Annotated in this window: 11 protein-coding genes and 2 pseudogenes; 5 read left to right on the top strand and 8 right to left on the bottom strand. The window is 72.2% G+C overall.

Annotation, left to right across the window (positions count from 1 at the left end; translation table 11 throughout):
- The 3 genes and pseudogenes from iolD to iolC all read right to left on the bottom strand — a co-directional run.
- Positions 1-1,869 (bottom strand): annotated as a pseudogene (iolD, locus tag NEH16_RS21000) (3D-(3,5/4)-trihydroxycyclohexane-1,2-dione acylhydrolase (decyclizing)); the annotation flags it as partial.
- A 25-nt stretch (positions 1,870-1,894) separates the two neighbouring features.
- Positions 1,895-2,776, bottom strand: a complete 882-nt coding sequence (gene iolB / locus NEH16_RS20995) for a 5-deoxy-glucuronate isomerase (RefSeq protein ID WP_265544325.1) — start codon at positions 2,774-2,776, stop codon at positions 1,895-1,897.
- Positions 2,773-3,762: a 5-dehydro-2-deoxygluconokinase gene (gene iolC, locus NEH16_RS20990; protein ID WP_265544323.1), complete on the bottom strand. Its 990-nt coding sequence runs from the start codon at positions 3,760-3,762 to the stop codon at positions 2,773-2,775. The genes iolB and iolC overlap by 4 nt, the downstream gene beginning before the upstream one ends.
- A gap of 122 nt (positions 3,763-3,884) precedes the next feature.
- Here iolC and NEH16_RS20985 point away from each other — a divergent pair, with 122 nt between their 5' ends.
- The 4 genes and pseudogenes from NEH16_RS20985 to NEH16_RS20970 all read left to right on the top strand — a co-directional run bounded on the left by NEH16_RS20985 (position 3,885) and on the right by NEH16_RS20970 (position 8,249).
- Complete coding sequence (locus NEH16_RS20985) at positions 3,885-4,802, top strand: sugar phosphate isomerase/epimerase family protein (RefSeq protein WP_265544322.1); 918 nt, start codon at positions 3,885-3,887, stop codon at positions 4,800-4,802.
- Positions 4,803-4,915: 113 nt separating this feature from the next.
- Complete coding sequence (locus NEH16_RS20980) at positions 4,916-5,362, top strand: peptidoglycan-binding domain-containing protein (RefSeq protein ID WP_265544319.1); 447 nt, start codon at positions 4,916-4,918, stop codon at positions 5,360-5,362.
- A 110-nt stretch (positions 5,363-5,472) separates the two neighbouring features.
- Complete coding sequence (locus NEH16_RS20975) at positions 5,473-5,781, top strand: heavy-metal-associated domain-containing protein (RefSeq protein ID WP_073965131.1); 309 nt, start codon at positions 5,473-5,475, stop codon at positions 5,779-5,781.
- Positions 5,782-5,883: 102 nt separating this feature from the next.
- Positions 5,884-8,249 (top strand): annotated as a pseudogene (locus NEH16_RS20970) (heavy metal translocating P-type ATPase).
- Positions 8,250-8,772: 523 nt separating this feature from the next.
- On the opposite strand, the gene NEH16_RS20965 reads toward NEH16_RS20970, so the two are convergent.
- The 5 genes from NEH16_RS20965 to NEH16_RS20945 form a co-directional block, all read right to left on the bottom strand.
- Positions 8,773-10,071 (bottom strand): citrate synthase, encoded by a 1,299-nt coding sequence (locus NEH16_RS20965; protein WP_018518088.1) that lies wholly within the window; start codon positions 10,069-10,071, stop codon positions 8,773-8,775.
- A 129-nt stretch (positions 10,072-10,200) separates the two neighbouring features.
- Positions 10,201-12,522, bottom strand: coding sequence for an SF1B family DNA helicase RecD2 (gene recD2 / locus NEH16_RS20960; RefSeq protein ID WP_265544317.1), 2,322 nt, complete (start codon positions 12,520-12,522; stop codon positions 10,201-10,203).
- 102 nt (positions 12,523-12,624) lie between these two features.
- On the bottom strand, positions 12,625-13,452 hold the full coding sequence (locus NEH16_RS20955; protein ID WP_265544316.1) for a sugar phosphate isomerase/epimerase family protein: 828 nt from the start codon (positions 13,450-13,452) through the stop codon (positions 12,625-12,627).
- Positions 13,449-14,594, bottom strand: a complete 1,146-nt coding sequence (locus tag NEH16_RS20950; RefSeq protein ID WP_265544314.1) for a dihydrodipicolinate synthase family protein — start codon at positions 14,592-14,594, stop codon at positions 13,449-13,451. Before NEH16_RS20950 ends, NEH16_RS20955 begins: the two co-directional genes overlap by 4 nt.
- A 37-nt stretch (positions 14,595-14,631) precedes the next feature.
- A complete protein-coding gene (locus NEH16_RS20945; protein WP_073965120.1) occupies positions 14,632-15,783 on the bottom strand; it encodes a Gfo/Idh/MocA family protein in 1,152 nt (383 codons plus the stop codon).
- 118 nt (positions 15,784-15,901) lie between these two features.
- On the opposite strand from NEH16_RS20945, the gene NEH16_RS20940 reads away from it, so the two are divergent.
- Positions 15,902-16,966, top strand: a complete 1,065-nt coding sequence (locus tag NEH16_RS20940) for a LacI family DNA-binding transcriptional regulator (protein ID WP_265544312.1) — start codon at positions 15,902-15,904, stop codon at positions 16,964-16,966.
- Positions 16,967-17,008 lie beyond the last annotated feature (42 nt).

Genomic DNA, 17,008 nt, shown 5'->3' with positions numbered 1-17,008 from the left:
TCAGAGGTGACGGCGTCGGCCGGCGCTGTGTCGTTCGTACTCTTTCCGTGCTTCGACCGCCGCGGGGCGGGTGGCCGTCCCGGCCACGGGGACATCCCACCACGCCTGCGCCTCCGGCGGACCCTGTCCGTCGCCGGGCGTTTCGGTCTCGACGTGTACGCAGACGGGCCGGTCCGCCGCGCGGGCCTCGGCGAGGGCCGCCCGCAGCTCCGCCACCGTCCCGGCGCGCAGCACCCGCATGCCGAGCGAGGCGGCGTTGGCGGCCAGGTCCACGGGGAGCGGCGGCCCGGTGAAGTCCCCGCCCGCCGACCGGTGGCGGTAGTCCGTGCCGAAGCGTTCGCCGCCGGTCGCCTCGGAGAGGCCGCCGATCGAGGCGTAGCCGTGGTTCTGGAGGACGACCAGCTTGACGGGCAGGTTCTCCTGGACGGCGGTGACGATCTCGGTGGGGTTCATGAGGTACGTGCCGTCGCCGACGAGCGCCCAGACCGGGCGGTCCGGGGCCGCCACGCACACGCCGATCGCGGCCGGGATCTCGTAGCCCATGCAGGAGTAGCCGTACTCGACGTGGTACTGGCGCGGGGAGCGGGTCCGCCAGAGCTTGTGCAGGTCGCCGGGGAGCGAACCGGCCGCGTTGACGAGGACGTCCTCGCCGGTGACCAGTTCGTCCAGGAGGCCGAGGACCTGGGTCTGGGTGGGCCGTGCCTGCGGGTCGGGCGTGGCGTAGGCGGCGTCGACGCGCCGCTCCCAACGGGCCTTGGCCTCGGTGTACTCGGTGACGTACGCGGGGTCCGCGCGGTGTCCGGCCAGGGCGTCGGTGAGGGCTTCGAGGGCCGTGCGGGCGTCGGCGACGAGCGGGAGCGCGGCGAGCTTGTGGGCGTCGAAGCCGGTGAGGTTGATGTTGAGGAAGCGGACGCCGGGGTGCTGGAAGAGGGTCGCGGAGGCGGTGGTGAAGTCGGTGTAGCGGGTGCCGATTCCGATGACGAGGTCGGCGGTGCGGGCGAGGTCGTCGGCGGTGGCGGTCCCGGTGTGGCCGATGCCGCCGACGTCGGCCGGGTGGTCGTGGCGCAGCGAGCCCTTGCCCGCCTGGGTGGAGGCGACGGGGATGCCGGTCGCTCCGGCGAACGCGGCGAGGGCGTCCTCGGCGGCGCTGTGGTGGACCCCGCCGCCCGCGACGACGAGGGGGCGGCGGGCGGCCCGCACCGCCCGTACGGCCTCGCCGAGTTCGTACGGGTCGGGGGCGGGACGGCGTACGTGCCAGACGCGCTCCGCGAAGAACTCCGCCGGCCAGTCGTACGCCTCCGCCTGGACGTCCTGCGGCAGCGCGAGGGTGACCGCGCCGGTCTCCGCCGGGTCGCTCAGGACCCGCATGGCGTGCAGCGCGGCCGGGATCAGGGCCTCGGGGCGGGTGATCCGGTCGAAGTAGCGCGAGACCGGGCGCAGGCAGTCGTTGACGGAGACGTCGCCCGCGTACGCCACCTCCAGCTGCTGGAGTACGGGGTCGGCGGGGCGGGTCGCGAAGGTGTCGCCGGGCAGCAGCAGGACGGGGAGGTGGTTGACGGTGGCGAGGGCGGCGCCGGTGACGAGGTTCGTCGCGCCGGGGCCGATGGAGGTGGTGACGGCATGGGCGGACAGCCGGCCGGACTGGCGGGCGTAGCCCACGGCCGCGTGCACCATGGCCTGTTCGTTGCGGCCCTGGAGGTACGGCATGGCGGGGCCGGTCTCCCGGAGCGCCTGGCCGATTCCGGCGACGTTGCCGTGGCCGAAGATGCCCCAGGTGGCGGCGATCAGCCGGTGGCGCTCGCCGTCGCGCTCGGCGTACTGGTGCGCGAGGAAGGCGACGAGGGCCTGGGCGGTGGTGAGGCGGGTGGTCCCCCGGGCGTGCCGGGCGTCGCGGTCATGCGGGGTCCTCCGGTCCGTGGAGCGGCAGCCGGGGGTCGACCGGCTGGGACGGCCAGGTGTCGCGGATCCAGGTGTGGTCGGGGTGGTCGCGGATCAGCCACTCCCGCTGCTCGCCGGGGCCCGCCATGACGTTGAGGTAGTACAGGGTGCGGCCGGGCGGGGCGATGGACGGGCCGTGCCAGCCGTCGGGGATGAGGACCGTGTCGCCGCTGCGGACCTCGGCCAGCACGTCCGTACCGCCGGGGCGGGACGGGGAGACCCGGTGGTAGCCGAGGCCGCCGTCCTCGACCTCGAAGTAGTAGATCTCCTCCAGGACGGATTCCTCGCCCGGAAGGTGCTCGTCGTGTTTGTGCGGCGGGTACGAGGACCAGTTGCCGCCGGGCGTGAGGACTTCCACGGCGATGAGCCGGTCGCAGTCGAAGGCGTCGGCGGCGGCGAAGTTGTGGACCTGGCGGGAGCAGGTGCCCGCGCCGCGCAGTTCCACGCGTACCTCCGGCGCGGGGCCGTAGCGAGCGGGGAGTCGTCGCTCGCACTTCGCTCCTGCCAGGGCGAAGCGGCCGCCTGCGCCGGAGGCGATCTGTGCGTGGGCGTCGCGCGGTACATAGGCGAAGTCGGAAACGCCGCTGAACACGCTCCTACGGCCCAGCAGTTCAAAGATCTCATCTGAGATGTGCACCGTACAGCTGCCGGTCAACGGCAGTACGATCCACTCGCTCTCCCCGGTGACAAGTGTGTGAACTCCTCCCGGTTCCAGCTCCAGCACGCGCAGACTCGACCGCTCCCAGCCGGCCTGTTCGGGGCCGATGTCCAGGGCGTAGGGGCCGTGCGCGGTGGAGCCCGCCGGGAGGTGGTACGCCGGTTCGCCTCGCATGCTCATGCCCTTTCGCCGTGTGCGGTGACCGCGCCTTCGGCGAGGGCGGCCTCTACCTCGTGGGGGAACGGCATCGCGGAGGAGCAGGCGAGCCGGGCGGCGACGATGGCGCCCGCCGCGTTGGCGTACCGCATGGTGCGCGCGAGGTCCCAGCCGCTCAGCAGCCCGTGGCAGAGGGCGCCGCCGAACGCGTCGCCCGCGCCGAGGCCGTTGACCACGTCCACGGGGAGCGGCGGCACGTCGGCGACGGTGCCGTCGCGGTGGACGGCGAGGACGCCGGCGGGGCCCTGTTTGACGACGGCCAGCTCGACACCGGCCTCGATGAGGGCGCGGGCCGCCGCGTACGGTTCGCGCTCGCCGGTGGCGATCTCGCACTCGTCCAGATTGCCGACGGCGACGGTCGCGTGGGCCAGGGCCTCGCGGTAACGGGCGGGCGCATCCGCTTCGTTCGCCTCGCCCGGGGGCCAGAACATCGGGCGCCAGTCGAGGTCGAAGACGGTGATGCCGGAGCGGTCGCGGGCGCGCAGCGCGGCGAGGGTCGCCGTACGGCTCGGCTCGGCGCACAGGCCGGTGCCGGTCATCCAGAACACCCGGGCGGCCCGGACCGCTTCGAGGTCCAGCTCCGAGGCGTGGATCTCCAGATCGGGGGCCTTGGGCTGCCGGTAGAAGTAGAGCGGGAAGTCGTCCGGCGGGAAGACCTCGCAGAAGGTGACCGGGGTCGGGTAGGCGGCGACGGGCGACACCCACCGGGCATCGACCCCGAACTCCCGCAGCTGCTCGCGCAGATAGTCGCCGAAGGGGTCCTCGCCGGTGCGGGTCACCACGGCGGTGCGCCGGCCGAGGCGGGCGGCGGCGACCGCCACATTGGACGGGGAGCCGCCGAGGAACTTCCCGAAGGTGTCGACCCGGGCCAGCGGCACACCCGTCCGCAGGGGGTAGAGGTCCACCCCGATCCGCCCCATCGTGATCACGTCGTACGGCTGCTCAGGCATGCAACGTCCCTTCGACTGGGCGCCTGTACCTGGATCATCTCCGCTTGGATCATCGTCAATCATTTGTACGGACATACGGACGTATTCTTGACACTGCTCCGCCCGCGTGGTGAGGCTGGGGCATGACGTCCTCCTCGGTCTCCGCTCCGCCCTGCATCCGCATCGGCTCCGCGCCGGACTCCTGGGGGGTGTGGTTCCCCGACGATCCCCAACAGGTGCCGTGGCGGCGCTTCCTGGACGAGGTCTCCGCCGCCGGCTACGAGTGGATCGAGCTGGGTCCTTACGGTTACCTCCCGACCGATCCGGCCCGCCTCGCGGACGAGACGGGCAGCCGGGGGCTCTCCGTCTCGGCGGGCACCGTCTTCACCGGATTGCACCACGGGCCGGACGTCTGGGACCGGACCTGGGAGCATGTCGCCGGTATCGCGGCACTCACCCGGGCGATGGGCGCCGGGCACCTCGTGGTCATCCCCTCCTTCTGGCGCGACGACAAGACGGGCGCGGTGCTGGAGGACCGGGTCCTCAGCGCCGAGCAGTGGCGCCACCTCACCACGCAGACCGAGCGGCTGGCGCGCGAGGTCCGGGACCGTTACGGGCTGCGCGTCGTCGCCCACCCGCACGCGGACACCCATATCGACACCGAGGAGAACGTCACCCGCTTCCTCGACGCCACCGACCCGGACCTGGTCTCGCTCTGCCTGGACACCGGGCACTACGCGTACTGCGGGGGCGACAGCGTCGAGCTGATCGAGACGTACGGGGAGCGCATCGGCTACCTCCACCTCAAGCAGGTGGACCCGGCGGTCCTCGCCGAGGTGGTGGCGGACGGGGTGCCGTTCGGGCCCGCCGTGGCGCGCGGCGTGATGTGCGAACCGCCGGGCGGGGTCCCGGCCCTGGAGCCCGTCCTCGCCGCCGCCCGGCGGCTGGAGGTCGACCTGTTCGCCATCGTCGAGCAGGACATGTACCCCTGCCCGCCGGACCGGCCGTTCCCGATCGCCCGCCGCACCCGCGACTACCTCCGCTCCTGCGGGCGGCCCTGACACGTCCGGGGCCCGCCCGGTCCCGGGGCGTGTCGTGTGGCGGGTCCGGGCGGTTGTCCTCGGTGAGACCGGGCCCCCGGGCCCGCCCCCCACTCCACCGAGGAGCGACCTCCATGTCCCGAACGCCGTTGACCCCGCAGTCCCCGCAGTCCTGCCGGTCCCCGCGGTCCCCGCGCCGGTCCGCCGGCGCCTCGGTCCTGACCGGCGGGCTCCTGGCCGCCCTCGCGCTGGCCGCCGCCGTGGCCGGAGCGCCAGGAGCCGCCGCCGACGCCGAGAACGTGCCGCCGGCCGGGTCGAGCCCCGTGTGCGCCTTCTACGACGGGGACGGGCTCACCGTCCTCGGCGACCAGGGCGACCGCGCCTTCCAGGTGCAGTGCATGCTGGCCAACCGGCGCTACCTGCCGTGGGACGCGGTGGACGGGACGTTCGGCCTGCGCACCCTGGACGCCGTCCGCCGCTTCCAGGCCGACCACCCGCCCCTGCTCGCCACCGGCCTGGTGGACGCGGACACCTGGGCCGCGCTCTGGCGGGGCGACGTGCCGGTCGACGGCGCGGCGTGACACGCGGGTCCCGGCTCGCCCGGTACCCCCTAGGGGTATAGAGTGGGGATCGTGGAGGCGCACCGGCGTGCGCCCCTCCGCCCCGTGTGCCCGTCGAAGAGGAGAACACCATGACCGCCGAGACCCAGCTCCCCCAGGCGACCGGCTCCTGCTGCTCGCCCAGCGGTTCCTGCCACGACGGCGCGGGCGCGGACGCCGGGCAGTCCGGCGTGACCACCGTCTACCAGGTGACCGGCATGACCTGCGGCCACTGCGAGGGCGCCGTCTCCGAGGAGGTCTCCGCCATCGAGGGTGTCACCTCCGTGAAGGCCGTGGCGTCCACCGGGCAGGTGACGGTGGTCTCGCAGGGCCCCCTGGACGACGAGGCCGTGCGCGCCGCCGTGGACGAGGCGGGCTACGAGCTCACCGGGCGCGCCTGACCGCCCCGGGAACCCAGCCCGCGTCACCCCGTCCCGACCGGGCCGCACCGACCAGCAGATACTGGCGGGGTACGGCCCGGTCGGCGTTCCAGGAGCTCGGACATGCACAGCGCATCGGACACCCACAGCGCGACGGAGGCCGCCGCCCCGGCGGCGGAGCCCTCCCGGGCCGAGTTCATGATCGGCGGCATGACCTGCGCCTCGTGCGCGGCCCGCGTCGAGAAGAAGCTCAACCGGATGGACGGCGTCACGGCCACCGTGAACTACGCCACGGAGAAGGCCCGCGTCAGCTACGACGGCGCCGCCGTCTCCGTGAACGATCTCGTCGCCACGGTGGAGCGGACCGGCTATACGGCGGAGCCGGTGTCCGGCACCGCCACGCAGGCTCCCGAGCCGGCCGCCGCCGAGACCCCGCGCGCACCCCGACCGGAACCGGAACCGGAAGCCCCGCCGCACGCCGGCGACACCCCCGATGACGCTCCCGCCGACGCCCCCGACCCCGCCCTCACCGCCCTCCGGCAGCGGCTCACCGTCTCCGCCGTGCTCGCCGCCCCCGTGGTCGCCCTGGCGATGATCCCCGCCCTCCAGTTCGACTCCTGGCAGTGGCTCTCCCTCACCCTCGCCGCGCCCGTCGTGGTCTGGGGCGGGCTGCCCTTCCACCGGGCCACCTGGACCAATCTCAGGCACGGCGCGGCGACCATGGACACCCTGGTGTCCGTCGGGACCCTCGCCGCCTTCGGGTGGTCGCTGTGGGCGCTGTTCCTCGGGGACGCCGGAATGCCCGGCATGCGGCACGGCTTCGACCTGACGGCCTCCCGGGCCGACGCCTCGTCCACCCTCTACCTGGAGGTCGCGGCGGGCGTCGTCACCTTCATCCTGCTGGGCCGCTATCTGGAAGCGAAGTCCAAGCGGAGGGCCGGGTCCGCGCTGCGCGCCCTGATGCACCTCGGCGCCAAGGACGTGACCGTCCTGCGCGACGGCACCGAGATCCGGGTGCCCGTCGCCCGGCTCGTCGTGGGCGACCGCTTCACGGTCCGCCCCGGCGAGAAGATCGCCACGGACGGCACCGTGGTCGAGGGCTCCTCGGCCGTGGACGCCTCCATGCTCACCGGCGAGTCCGTCCCCGTGGACGTGGGCGCCGGTGACACGGTGACCGGCGCGACGCTCAACGTCTCCGGCCGCCTCGTCGTGGAGGCGACCCGCGTCGGCGCGGACACGCAGCTGGCCCGGATGGCGAAGCTGGTCGAGGACGCGCAGAACGGCAAGGCGGCGGCGCAGCGCCTCGCGGACCGGATCTCGGCGGTGTTCGTCCCGGTCGTCCTGCTCATCGCGCTCGCCACGCTCGTCGTCTGGCTGCTGGCCACCGACGACGCGACGGCCGCGTTCACGGCGGCGGTGGCCGTCCTGATCATCGCCTGCCCCTGCGCCCTCGGCCTCGCCACACCCACCGCCCTCATGGTCGGCACCGGGCGCGGCGCCCAGCTCGGCATCCTCATCAAGGGCCCCGAGGTCCTGGAGTCCACCCGCCGGGTCGACACGATCGTCCTCGACAAGACGGGCACGGTCACCACGGGCCGCATGACCCTCCAGGCCGTCCACACCGCCCACGGAACCACCGAGTCCGACGCCCTCCGCCTCGCCGGTTCCCTGGAACACGCCTCCGAACACCCCATCGCCCAGGCCGTCGCCGCCTCGGCCGCCGAGCGCACCGGTGCGCCCCTCCCCGCCCCGAGGGCTTCACCAACGTCCCCGGGCTCGGCGTCCGGGGCACCGTGGAGGGCCGCACCGTCCTCGTCGGGCGCCCCCGGCTGCTCACCGAGGCCGGAATCGCCTTCCCCGACACGCTGGCCGCCGCCGTCACGGACGCCGCCGCTCAAGGGCGTACGGCCATCGCGGTCGGCTGGGACGGCGAGGCACGCGCGGTCCTGGAAGTCGCCGACGCGATCAAGGACACCAGCGCCGAGGCCGTCGCCGCCCTCCGGGAACTCGGCCTCACGCCCATCCTGCTGACCGGTGACCACCGCGCCGTGGCCGAGTCCGTGGCCCGCGAGGCGGGGATCGAGGAGGTCCGCGCCGAAGTGCTGCCGGAGGAGAAGGCGCACGTCATCCGGGGTCTCCAGGAGCAGGGGCGGGTCGTCGCCATGGTCGGCGACGGGGTCAACGACGCGGCGGCGCTGGCCACCGCCGATCTCGGTCTGGCCATGGGCACGGGCACGGACGCCGCGATCGAGGCGAGCGACCTCACCCTGGTTCGTGGAGATCTCAAGGTGACAGCAGACGCCATCCGCCTCTCCCGACGCACCCTCACCACCATCAGGGGCAACCTCTTCTGGGCATTCGGTTACAACGTGGCCGCCCTACCCCTTGCGGCATTTGGGCTGCTCAACCCTATGATTGCGGGAGCGGCGATGGCCTTCTCATCGGCCTTCGTCGTGACGAACAGCCTGCGCCTGCGGTCCTTCACTTAATTTCCACAATGAGATTCAGATCACATCGGTTTCAGGGTAACCATTCGATGGGTTCGTAAGTCTTAGAGTGCGATGCCAAGGATGTCTTGGGGGACGTCCGACGGAGCATCTTGGGGGATGCTCCGGGCAAGAGTGGGCCGGGGCACGTACACCGGGGAGCTTTGAGCGGCCCTCCCGTCGGTACGTACCCCGGCAGACCACAGCGCAGTTGCAGGACCAGCAGGACCGAGGCACAGCCCAGGAGCTACGGCTCCCACCGAACGCCCGGCCGGATCCCGTGGGGGGAATCCGCTCCGGGACATGGGAAGCGCCTCGCTGTCGGCCCGTGGGGGGATCGATGGCGAGGCGCTTCTCTCTTACGCGGGAGCGCTCCCGGACCGGAGCGCGCGCCCGGCGTACACCCCCGCGCACTCCCCCGGAACGCCACGCGCCCCCGACCGCCGCGTCGCTCGGGGCGAGGGCGCGGCAGGCGGGGGCGGCGGGTCCGGCGTCAGTCAGGGCCGGGCGCTGCGTGCGGGGGCGTTCAGCGGCCCTCGACCGGGACGAAGTCGCGCAGGACCTCGCCGGTGTAGATCTGGCGCGGGCGGCCGATGCGGGAGCCGGGCTCCTTGATCATCTCGTGCCACTGGGCGATCCAGCCGGGGAGGCGGCCGAGCGCGAAGAGCACGGTGAACATCTCGGTCGGGAAGCCCATCGCGCGGTAGATGAGGCCCGTGTAGAAGTCCACGTTCGGGTAGAGGTTGCGCGAGACGAAGTACTCGTCGGAGAGCGCGTGCTCCTCCAGCTTGAGCGCGATGTCCAGCAGCTCGTCGGACTTGCCGAGGGCGGACAGCACGTCGTGCGCGGCGGCCTTGATGATCTTGGCGCGCGGGTCGAAGGACTTGTACACCCGGTGGCCGAAGCCCATCAGGCGGACGCCGTCCTCCTTGTTCTTCACCTTGCGGATGAAGGAGTCGACGTCGCCGCCGTTGGCCTGGATGCCTTCCAGCATCTCCAGGACGGACTGGTTGGCGCCGCCGTGCAGGGGGCCCCAGAGGGCGGAGATGCCGGCGGAGATCGAGGCGAACATGTTCGCCTGCGAGGAGCCGACCAGGCGCACGGTGGAGGTCGAGCAGTTCTGCTCGTGGTCCGCGTGCAGGATGAGCAGCTTGTCGAGCGCGGAGACGACGACCGGGTCCAGCTCGTACTCCTGGGCCGGGACCGAGAAGGTCATGCGCAGGAAGTTCTCGACGTAGCCCAGGTCGTTGCGCGGGTAGACGAACGGGTGGCCGATCGACTTCTTGTACGCGTACGCGGCGATGGTCGGGAGCTTGGCGAGCAGCCGGATCGTCGAGAGGTGGCGCTGCTCCTCGTCGAACGGGTTGTGGCTGTCCTGGTAGAACGTGGACAGCGCGCTGACGACCGACGACAGCATGGCCATCGGGTGGGCGTCGCGCGGGAAGCCGTCGAAGAACCGCTTGACGTCCTCGTGCAGCAGCGTGTGCTGGGTGATCTCGTTCTTGAAGGTCGACAGCTCGTCGACCTTGGGAAGCTCACCGTTGATCAGCGTGTACGCGACCTCGAGGAAGGTCGAACGCTCCGCGAGCTGCTCGATCGGGTAGCCGCGGTAGCGCAGGATGCCCTGCTCGCCGTCGAGGTAGGTGATGGCCGATTTATAGGCAGCGGTGTTGCCGTATCCGCTGTCCAGCGTCACCAGGCCGGTGTTCGCCCGGAGCTTCCCGATGTCGAAGCCCTTGTCGCCGACGGTGCTGTCGATCACCGGGTAGGTGTACTCGCCATCGCCGTACCGCAGTACCACAGCGTTGTTGGTGTGCTCGCTCACGTCATCCCTCACCGACGTAGTGCCTCTTCTTCGAGGTTCCCTGACTGTCTCCACCCTCCCCCATTTGGCTCAGGAGAGTGCACTCGGGGTCGTCCATTGGACCTACTCGCGGCACTGAGTGCCGCGAACTTAGCCATCCTGCCCCCTTGACTGCGGTTCCGGAAGACCTCCGTGATGTTTCCCACCGATTTGATCGATCATTTTTGCCGACGATCCTCCGTCGCCGCCTCCGCGAAGCCGGTGATCCAGCGCCGTACAGCGTCTGCCTGCGGAAACCGTGCGGACGGCCTGGCCGATCGCCTGCCGCGAGCCGACCAGCACGACGAGCTTCTTGGCCCTGGTCACGGCGGTGTAGAGCAGGTTCCGCTGGAGCATCATCCAGGCACTCTTCGTGACGGGGATGACGACGGCCGGGTACTCGCTGCCCTGGGAACGGTGGATCGTCATGGCGTACGCGTGGGCCAGCTCGTCCAGCTCGTCGAAGTCGTAGCCGATCTCCTCGTCCTCGTCGGTGAGGACCGTCAGCCGCTGTTCGTCCAGGTCGAGGCCGGTGACGACGCCCACGGTGCCATTGAAGACGCCGTTCTCGCCCTTGTCGTAGTTGTTGCGGATCTGGGTGACCTTGTCCCCCACCCGGAACACCCGGCCGCCGAAGCGTTTCTCGGGTACGCCCGGCCGGCCCGGGGTGATCGCCTGCTGGAGCAGACCGTTGAGATGTCCGGCCCCGGCCGGGCCCCGGTGCATCGGGGCGAGCACCTGGACGTCCCGGCGCGGGTTCAGCCCGAACTTGGCCGGAATACGGCGGGACGCGACGTCCACCGCGAGCACCCCGGCGTCCTCCGTCTCGTCCTCCACGAAGAGGAAGAAGTCACTGAGCCCTTGGGTGAGGGGCGGTACACCGGAATTGATGCGGTGCGCGTTGGTGACGACGCCCGACTGCTGGGCCTGGCGGAAAATCGTGGTCAGCCGGACCGCGGGCACGGGGCCGCCCTCGGCAAGGAGGTCGCGCAGCACCTCCCCCGCGCCCACGGACGGCAGCTGGTCCACATCGCCGACGAGCAGCAGGTGGGCACCCGGTGCCACCGCCTTCACCAGCTTGTTGGCAAGGAGCAGATCGAGCATCGACGCCTCGTCCACGACGACCAGATCGGCGTCGAGCGGGCGGTCCTTGTCGTAGGCCGCGTCGCCGCCCGGTTTCAGTTCGAGCAGCCGGTGCACGGTGGACGCCTCGGCGCCGGTCAGCTCCGAGAGCCGCTTGGCCGCCCGGCCGGTCGGCGCGGCCAGCACCACTTTCGCCTTCTTGGCGCGGGCCAGCTCCACGATGGACCGGACCGTGAACGACTTGCCGCAGCCGGGGCCGCCGGTGAGCACGGCGACCTTCCGGGTCAACGCGAGGCGCACGGCGGCCTCCTGCTCCGGCGCGAGCTTGGCGCCCGTCCGGCCCGCGAGCCACTTCAGGGCCTTGTCCCAGTCCACGTCCGCGAAGGCCGGCAGCCGGTCCTCGGGGGTCCGCAGCAGCCGCCGGACCTGGGCGGCGAGCGAGATCTCCGCCCGGTGGAACGGCACCAGATACACCGCGGTGACCGGCTCGCCGCCCTCGGGTGACGGCACCTTCTCCCGTACGACGCCCTCCGGTTCCCCGGCCAGCTCCGCCAGGCACTCGATGACGAGCCCGGTGTCCACCTGGAGCAGCTTCACCGCGTCCGCGATCAGCCGCTCCTCGGGCAGGAAGCAGTGCCCTTGGTCCGTGGACTGCGACAGGGCGTACTGCAAGCCCGCCTTCACCCGTTCCGGGCTGTCGTGCGGGATGCCCACCGCCTGGGCGATCTTGTCGGCGGTGAGGAAGCCGATGCCCCAGACGTCGGCGGCGAGCCGGTAGGGCTGGTTCTTCACGACGGAGATCGAGGCGTCCTCGTACTTCTTGTAGATCCGCACCGCGATGGACGTCGAGACGCCGACGCCCTGGAGGAAGACCATGACCTCCTTGATCGCCTTCTGCTCCTCCCAAGCGGCGGCGATCATCTTCGTCCGCTTCGGCCCGAGGCCGGGGACCTCGATCAGCCGCTTGGGCTCCCGCTCGATGATGTCCAGCGTGTCCACGCCGAAGTGGGTGGTGATCCGGTCGGCCATCACGGGCCCGATGCCCTTGATCAGCCCGGAGCCGAGGTAGCGCCGGATGCCCTGGATGGTGGCGGGGAGGACGGTCCGGTAGTTCTCGACGTGGAACTGCTTGCCGTACTGCGAGTGGGACCCCCAGCGCCCTTCCATCCGCAAGGACTCCCCGGGCTGCGCCCCGAGCAACGCCCCGACGACGGTGAGCAGATCATTGGCTCCCCGCCCGGTGTCGACGCGGGCGACGGTGTACCCGTTCTCCTCGTTGGCGTACGTGATGCGTTCGAGGACGCCTTCGAGGACGGCCAGGTTGGGGGTGTGGGGCGCGGTGGTGGCCATGGCGCGACGGTACCGGGTGGGTGCGACAGCGGGACCGCTCGGCCGGTCGGTGCTCACGCCCCGGGGCCCGCACCGCACAGGCGGGCCCCGGGTGAGCCGCGTTCAGCAGGCGTGTTCCGCGTAGCGGGACGCCACCTCCGTCAGGACCTCCGCGCCGTCGCGCGCCCACAGCGCCTCGTTGAAGATCTCCACCTCGATCGGGCCGTCGAAGCCCGCGGCCTCCACCGCCTCGCGGAAGAAGCGGAAGTCGACGCTGCCGTCGCCGAGTTGGCCCCGGCCGAGGAGGACGCCCGCCGGGAGCGGGGTGATCCAGTCCGCGAGCTGGAAGGAGTGGATGCGGCCCGTCGCGCCGGCCCTCGCGATCTGGGCGGGGGCCTGGTCGTCCCACCACAGGTGGTACGTGTCCACGACGACGCCCACCTGGTCGGCCGGGAAGCGCTCGGCGAGGTCCAGGGCCTGGGAGAGCGTCGAGACCACGCAGCGGTCCGAGGCGAACATGGGGTGCAGGGGCTCGATGGCCAGGCGCACCCCGCGTTCGGCGGCGTAGGGGGCCAGCTCGGCCAGGGCGTCCGCGATGCGTTCGCGGGCGCCGTACAGGTCCTTGCTGCCCTCCGGGAGGCCGCCCGAGACGAGGACCAGGGTGTCCGTGCCCACGCCCGCCGCCTCGTCCAGCGCGGCGCGGTTGTCGTCCAGGGCGCGGGCGCGCTCGGCCGGGTCCAGGGCGGTGAGGAAGCCGCCCCGGCACAGGCTGGTGACGGTCAGGCCGTGGTCGGACAGCAGGCGGGCCGTCGCCTCGACCCCGTACGACTGCACCGGGGCCCGCCAGAGGCCCACCTTGTCGATGCCCGCCTTCGCGCAGCCCTCGGCCAGCTCGGGGAGCGACCACTGCTTGATGGTCTCCTGGTTGAGGGAGAGCCGTCCGTCGCTCATCGGGTGCCTCCCCGCACGGTCAGCAGTGCGCGCATCCTCGACTCCGCCAGGTCCGGGTCCGGGAACAGGCCGAGACCGTCCGCGAGTCGGTACGCCTTCGCCAGGTGCGGGAGTGAGCGGGCCGACTGGAGGCCGCCCACCATCGTGAAGTGGTCCTGGTGGCCCGCCAGCCAGGCCAGGAAGACGACGCCCGTCTTGTAGAAGCGCGTCGGCGCCTGGAAGAGGTGCCGGGACAACTCGACCGTGGGATCGAGCAGTTCGCGGAAGCCCTTCGTGTCACCGGTGTCCAGCACCCGTACCGCGTGCGCGGCCAGCGGGCCCAGCGGGTCGAAGATGCCGAGCAGCGCGTGGCTGAAGCCCCGGTCGTCGCCCGCGATCAGCTCCGGGTAGTTGAAGTCGTCCCCCGTGTAGCAGCGGACCCCGCTCGGCAGCCGACGGCGCACGTCGATCTCGCGGTCCGCGTCGAGCAGCGACATCTTGATGCCGTCGACCTTGTCCGGGTGCTCCGCGATGACCTGGAGGAAGGTGTCGGTGGCGAGGTCCAGGTCGGTGGAGCCCCAGTAGCCTTCGAGCGCCGGGTCGAACATCGGGCCCAACCAGTGCAGGACGACCGGTTCGGTGGCCTGGCGCAGCAGATGGGCGTACGTGTCCAGGTAGTCCTGGGGGCCCTGCGCGGCGGCGGCGAGCGCGCGGGAGGCCATCAGGATCGCCTGCGCCCCACTCTCCTCGACCACGGCGAGCTGTTCCTCGTACGCCGCGCGCACCTCGGCGAGCGTGGCCGGGCCGGGCGGCAGCTGGTCCGTGCCGACGCCGCAGGCGATGCGGCCGCCGACCGCCTTGGCCTCGGCGGCCGAGCGGCGGATCAGCTCCTCGGCGCCCGCCCAGTCCAGGCCCATGCCGCGCTGCGCGGTGTCCATGGCCTCGGCCACGCCCAGGCCGTGCGACCAGAGGTGGCGGCGGAAGGCGAGCGTGGCGTCCCAGTCGACGGCGGCCGGGGAGTCCGGGGAGACGTCCGCGTACGGGTCGGCCACGACATGCGCGGCGGAGAAGACCGTACGGGAGGCGAGCGGCGCTCCCGTGGGGGCGAGGTCGAGCGGGGTGGCCCGGGGTTCGTACGGGCCCTGCGGGAGATGGATGGTCACGGTGACGACTCCATGGGTACGAGGGCGAGTCGGCGGGTCACAGGGACAGCTCCGGCACGTCCAGGCGGCGGCCCTCCGCGTGGGACTTCAGCCCCAGCTCCGCCAGCTGCACGCCGCGGGCGCCCGCCATCAGGTCCCAGGCGTACGGCTCGTCCAGCACGATGTGGCGCAGGAACAGCTCCCACTGGGCCTTGAAGCCGTTGTCGAAGACCGCGTTGTCCGGGACCTCCTGCCACTGGTCGCGGAAGGACTCGGTGACCGGCAGGTCCGGATTCCAGACCGGCTTCGGGGTGGCCGAGCGGTGCTGGACACGGCAGTTGCGCAGGCCCGCGACGGCGGAGCCGTGGGTGCCGTCCACCTGGAACTCGACCAGCTCGTCGCGGTTGACCCGGACCGCCCAGGAGGAGTTGATCTGGGCGACCGCGCCGCCCTCCAGCTGGAAGATGCCGTAGGCGGCGTCGTCGGCGGTCGCCGCGTACGGCTCGCCGCGCTCGTCCCGGCGCTCCGGGATGTGGGTCTGGACGTGCGCCTGGACCGTGGTGACCCGGCCGAACAGCTCGTGGAGCACGTACTCCCAGTGCGGGAACATATCCACGACGATGCCGCCGCCGTCCTCCGCGCGGTAGTTCCAGGAGGGGCGCTGCGCCTCCTGCCAGTCGCCCTCGAAGACCCAGTAGCCGAACTCGCCGCGCACGGACAGGATCTCGCCGAAGAAGCCGCCGTCGATGAGGCGCTTCAGCTTCAGCAGGCCCGGCAGGAAGATCTTGTCCTGGACGACGCCGTGCTTGATGCCGGCCTCCTGGGCCAGCCGGGCCAGGTCGAGCGCGCCCTCGACGTCCGTGGCGGTGGGCTTCTCTGTGTAGATGTGCTTGCCGGCGGCGACGGCCTTCTTGATCGCCTCGACTCGGGCCTGGGTGACCTGGGCGTCGAAGTAGATGTCGACGGTGTCGTCGCCGAGGACCGCGTCCAGGTCGGTCGACCACTCGGTCAGGCCGTGGCGGGCGGCCAGCTCCTCCAGGGCGTGGGCGCGGCGGCCCACGAGGACCGGTTCCGGCCACAGCACGTCGCCGTCGCCGAGGTCGAGGCCGCCCTGCTCGCGGATCGCGAGGATCGAGCGCACCAGGTGCTGCCGGTATCCCATGCGTCCCGTCACGCCGTTCATGGCGATGCGCACTGTCCTGCGTGTCACGAAAGTTCCCTCCGTACAGCCGTAGCAAGCGCTTTCTATGCGGGATGACGCTAGCCTGCCGACAGCGGCCCGGACAAGAGGGGGCCCGTCAATCGGTCACCGGCCACGGAGGAAAGCGATGACAGTCACCCTGGCGGACGTGGCGGCCCGCGCCCGGGTGTCCCCGGCCACCGTCTCCCGTGTGCTGAACGGCAATTACCCGGTGGCGGCGTCCACCCGGGAACGGGTGCTGCGCGCGGTGGACGATCTGGACTACGTGCTGAACGGGCAGGCCAGCGCCCTGGCGGCGGCCACGTCCGACCTGGTCGGCGTCCTCGTCAACGACATCGCGGACCCGTTCTTCGGGATCATGGCGGGCGCCGCGCAGACCGAGATCGGCGGGCCCGGCGACGGGTCCGGGCGGGCGGGCGGCGAGAAACTGGCGGTCGTCTGCAACACCGGCGGCTCCCCCGCCCGCGAGCTGACCTATCTCACGCTGCTCCAGCGCCAGCGCGCCGCCGCCGTGGTCCTCACCGGGGGCGCGGTGGAGGATCCGGAGCACCAGGTGGCGATGGCCGCGAAGCTCGCCAAGCTCGCGGAGGCGGGGACCCGGGTCGTGCTCTGCGGCCGGCCCCCGCTGCCGGACGGGGCGTCCGTGGTGGCCGCGCTGGCCTTCGACAACGAGGGCGGCGCCCGGCGCCTCACCGCCCATCTGCTCTCCCTGGGCCACCGCCGGATCGGCTATGTCGCGGGCCCGCTGGAACGGACCACCACCCGCCACCGGCTGGCCGGCCACCGGGAGGCGATGCGCGGGGCGGGGGCGGCCGGGGACGAGGACCGGCTGACCGTGCACGGCTCGTACGACCGGGGCTCCGGCTATGACGCCACGGTCGAACTCCTGCGCCGTGAACCGGAGATCACCGCCGTCGTCGCCGCGAACGACACCGTGGCGCTCGGCGCGGCGGCGGCCATCCGCGACCGGGGGCTGCGCATCCCGGAGGACATCTCGGTGGCCGGCTTCGACGACCTGCCGTTCTCCGTGGACGTGGTCCCGGCCCTGACGACCGTGCGGCTGCCGCTCTTCGAGGCGGGGGCGCGGGCGGGCCGGCTGGCCATGGGCAAGGAGGACCCGCCGCCGGGCGGCATCGCGCTGATCCCGGCCGAGCTGATGGTGCGCGGCTCGACGGCGGCGCCCCGGGGGTGAGTCCGGGGCCGGGGCCTGGGTACATGTGAGGGCGCCCGCCCT

It is taken from the genome of Streptomyces drozdowiczii, assembly GCF_026167665.1.
Lineage (GTDB): Bacteria > Actinomycetota > Actinomycetes > Streptomycetales > Streptomycetaceae > Streptomyces > Streptomyces drozdowiczii_A.
The sequence above is the reverse complement of the archived record's forward strand: the minus strand, read 5'-3'. Positions and strand labels throughout refer to the sequence as shown.